This is a genomic window from Aquipuribacter hungaricus (assembly GCF_037860755.1).
Taxonomy (GTDB): Bacteria; Actinomycetota; Actinomycetes; order Actinomycetales; family JBBAYJ01; genus Aquipuribacter; species Aquipuribacter hungaricus.
Map to the genome: position 1 here is coordinate 1 of NZ_JBBEOI010000311.1, position 3,516 is coordinate 3,516.

6 protein-coding genes are annotated in these 3,516 nt (G+C 77.3%); 4 read left to right on the forward strand and 2 right to left on the reverse strand.

All coding sequences use genetic code 11. From position 1 onward, the window contains the following. From WCS02_RS18740 to WCS02_RS18755, 4 genes are all read left to right on the forward strand, one after another. Positions 1 to 1,319, forward strand: a 1,319-nt coding sequence (locus WCS02_RS18740) for an ArgE/DapE family deacylase (RefSeq protein ID WP_340295805.1), incomplete at its 5' end; no start/stop codon positions are given. A gap of 101 nt (positions 1,320 to 1,420) precedes the next feature. Further along, positions 1,421 to 1,651 carry a hypothetical protein gene (locus WCS02_RS18745; protein ID WP_340295806.1) on the forward strand — a complete coding sequence of 77 codons (231 nt, stop codon included), beginning with the start codon at positions 1,421 to 1,423 and terminating at the stop codon, positions 1,649 to 1,651. Positions 1,652 to 1,653: 2 nt separating this feature from the next. Then, entirely contained in the window at positions 1,654 to 1,962 is a 309-nt protein-coding gene (locus tag WCS02_RS18750) for a hypothetical protein (RefSeq protein WP_340295807.1), read from the forward strand. Between the two features lie 157 nt (positions 1,963 to 2,119). After that, positions 2,120 to 2,533 carry a four-helix bundle copper-binding protein gene (locus WCS02_RS18755; RefSeq protein WP_340295808.1) on the forward strand — a complete coding sequence of 138 codons (414 nt, stop codon included), beginning with the start codon at positions 2,120 to 2,122 and terminating at the stop codon, positions 2,531 to 2,533. A gap of 20 nt (positions 2,534 to 2,553) precedes the next feature. On the opposite strand, the gene WCS02_RS18760 is transcribed toward WCS02_RS18755, so the two are convergent. Both WCS02_RS18760 and WCS02_RS18765 read right to left on the reverse strand, forming a co-directional pair. Further along, positions 2,554 to 2,859 carry a hypothetical protein gene (locus tag WCS02_RS18760; protein WP_340295809.1) on the reverse strand — a complete coding sequence of 102 codons (306 nt, stop codon included), beginning with the start codon at positions 2,857 to 2,859 and terminating at the stop codon, positions 2,554 to 2,556. Positions 2,860 to 2,935: 76 nt separating this feature from the next. After that, entirely contained in the window at positions 2,936 to 3,088 is a 153-nt protein-coding gene (locus tag WCS02_RS18765; RefSeq protein WP_340295810.1) for a hypothetical protein, read from the reverse strand. Between the last annotated feature and the right edge of the window lie 428 nt (positions 3,089 to 3,516).

Below are 3,516 nucleotides of genomic sequence, written 5' to 3' on the forward strand. Positions count from 1 at the left end.
TGCCCGGGCCCCGGCGGCCGGCCTCCACCGACGCGGGCCGCCGCAGCGCGTGGCACGGCCGCGTCCTGCACGCCGTCGACGCCGACCGCGAGGCGATGGTCGCCCTGCTCGCCCGGCTGGTGCGCGAGCCCAGCGTCGGCGGCACCGACGAGGAGAACTCGGCGCAGGCCCTGCTCGCCGACGTCATGGCCTCCGACGGGCTGGACGTCGACCACTGGCAGGTGCCGCTGGAGGAGACCCTCGCCGCACCGGGCTTCCCCGGCGTCGAGGTCGACCGCGACGAGGCCTGGGGCCTGGTCGGCAGGCTGCCCGGCAGCGGGGACGGCCCCTCGCTCATGCTGCAGGGCCACGTCGACGTCGTCCCGGCCGGGCCGGACGCCGCCTGGCGGGACGGGTCGCCCTGGTCCGGGCGGGTGGTGGGCGGCGACCTGCTCGGGCGCGGCACCTGCGACATGAAGGGCGGGCTCGTGGCCGCGACCTGGGCCGTGCGCGCGCTGCGCAGGGCCGGCGTGCCGCTGCGGGGGGACGTGCTGCTGGCCAGCGTGCAGGGCGAGGAGGACGGCGGGCTGGGCAGCTTCGCCATGCTCGACCGCGGCTGGCGTGCCGACGCCTGCGTGGTGCCCGAGCCGACCAGCCTCGACGTGGTGCCCGCCAACGCCGGTGCCCTCACCTTCCGGCTCGGCGTGCCCGGCGCCGCCACCCACGCCTCACGGCGCCTCGACGGCGTGAGCGCACTGGAGAAGCTGTGGCCCGTCTGGCGCGCCCTCACCGACCTCGAGCGCCGGCGCAACACCGAAGTCGACCCGCTCATGCGTCGCTGGGAGCTGCCCTACCCGATCAGCCTCGGCACGGTCCGCGGCGGGGTGTGGGCGTCCTCCGTGCCCGACCTCGTCGAGGTCGAGGGCCGGCTCGGCGTCGCCCTGGACGAGCCGGTCGAGCACGCCCGCGCCGCCCTGGAGGACGCCGTGGCCGCGGCCTGCGCCGACGACCCCTGGCTCCGCCTCCACCCGGTGCAGGTCACGTGGTGGGGCGGCCAGTTCGCCCCCGGCCGGACCGACCCCGGCTCCCCGTTCGTCGCGGGCCTCCGCGCGGCCCGGGCGGTGTCGGGCGGCCCCGGCACGCCCGAGCCGGGGCTCTGGGGCGCCCCCTACGGCAGCGACCTGCGCCTGCTCGCCGGCGCCGGCATCCCCACGGTGCAGTTCGGCCCCGGCGACGCGGGCCTGGCGCACAGCACCGAGGAGCGGGTGCCCCTGGCCGAGGTGCTCGCCGTCGCCCGCACCCTCGCGGTGCTCGCGGTCGACACCTGCGGGGTCGGCTGAGCCCCCGCCGCGCGGCCGCCGCGCTGTTTGACGGCGGGGCGTACGGGCACGAGGACGGGGACGGCGCGCCCGCGCCGGCACCGCCCACCGAGGAGGCACCCGTGCAGCTCGACAAGTCCCAGATCCTCGACCTGCTCCGCCAGCAGGGCGACCACGACAAGGCCTCGCAGGCCGACCAGCAGCTCCCGTCCACCGTCGACACCGACGAGCACGGCGGCATCCTGTCCTCGCTCGGGCTCGACCCGGCCGACCTCGTCCAGAAGCTCGCCGGCGGCGCGCTCGGCGGCGGGGGCGGCGGGGGGCTCGGCGGCCTGCTCGGCGGCGGGCGCTGAGCGTGCAGGTCCAGCGCGCCCACGTCGTGCACCTGCTGCGCGGGCGCGGCGACGACGAGGGAGCCGCCCGCGCGCAGGACGAGCTGCCCGAGCAGTTCGACGCCGACGACGCGCCGCAGCTGCTGCTCACCTACGGCGTGGACGTCCAGGACCTGGACGACCAGGAGACCGTCGAGGAGCAGGGCCGCGGACCCGCCGGCGACGAGACCTCCAGCGGACTCGGCAGCGGGGCCGTGAGCGGGCTGGGCATCTCGAACGACCGGGAGCCCGAGCAGGACCTCAGCGACCTCGGCACGGGCCAGGAGCGCTGACCCGCACCACAGCACCGCGCACCGCAGCACGGCACACCGCACCACCAGCCCGGACCGGCCAGTACGGGCTCGGTCCGGGCAGGCACGGCCGGCCCGGTGGACCGGCTGACCGGCTGACCGACCACCTGCACCGCCGACCACTGGAGGACCGAGGACCATGCCCACGATGCAGACCGTCACCGCGATGATCGGCACCCACCCGGCCCCGACCGGCCTCGACCGCGACCTGCTGGCCCGCGCCGTCGACCTCATGGTCGCGTGCAGCACGGCCTGCACGGTGTGCGCGGACGCCTGCCTGTCCGAGGACGGCGTCGCGGAGATGGTCCGCTGCATCCGCCTGGACAGCGACTGCGCCGACGTGTGCGCCGCGGCGGCCCGGGTCATGGCCCGGCAGACCGCCTACGACGGCGACGTCAGCCGCGCCGTCGTCCAGGCCTGCCTCGCCGCGTGCCGGGCGTGCGAGGCGGAGTGCGCCCAGCACGCCGGCATGCACGAGCACTGCCGGGTGTGCGCCGAGGCGTGCCGGGAGTGCGCGGAGGTCTGCGAGGAGCTCCTCGCCGCGATGGCGTGAGCCCCCGCCCGGGTGCCGGGTCAGCCGGCGAGGCTGTCCTGGTACCCGGAGGACGGCGTGACGACGCCCTCCATCTCCTCGCAGGACGTGCAGAGGGCGGCCAGGGCGGGGGCGTCCTCGAGGTAGCCGAGGTCGCCGCCGCACATGTCGCACAGGTCGACGAATCGCCAGCCGGTGACGGCGTCGAAGTACAGGGTGCGGCGGTCGGGGCGGGTCTCGTGACGCTCCACCTCGAACACCTCGCGCAGGCCGGGACGCTCGTCCAGGCGCGAGAGGGCGAGCTCGTCCTGTCGGGCGTGGACGTCGGCGGCGGACATCAGCAGCATCCCCACAGGGTGACCCGGGCCCCGGACACAACCCGGGAGGCGCCCGCGTGTGTCGGTCGGGCCGGACGGGTCCGGCTCACGCCGGGTCGTCCTCGGTGGGGTAGTGCTCGGCGCCGTCGTGGCCGAACTCCTGGGTCGTCGGGGGGGCGGCCTCGTCGGTCCCGGGCTCGGGGTCGGGGACCGGCGGGCGGGCCTCGTCGGCGTGCGGGGCGGGCTGGGTGGCGCTCATCCGGGCTCCTCGGGCTACGACGACCGGGGGTGCCGGTCGTGGCGCCATGGTCCCCCCGGCGGCGGCTCCCAAACGTCCGGGACTGCTGCGCCTAACCCGTCCGGGTGCACGTGACGCGAGACCCGGCCCCCGGGTAGTCTCCGATGTCCGGTTCGTCGGTGTGAGCGGTCACGCGGGGTGACGGCGGGGCACCGTTCCGGTGATTCGTCGCGCGGGCCTACATATGACGCCGCCCCGGGACGAAGCAGTGGTATGCCGATGGACCCCTGGGCCCCCGCCCCCTGCGCCGCCCGCCCCGCGACGACGACCGGACGGACCCTGGGCACGGCGGTCGCCGCCCTGGCCTGCGCCACCCTGGTCACCCTGGCCGGCGCGGTCCCCGGCGCCGGCGCGGTCGCCCACCCCGCCGGCCCCCCGGCCGCCGACGC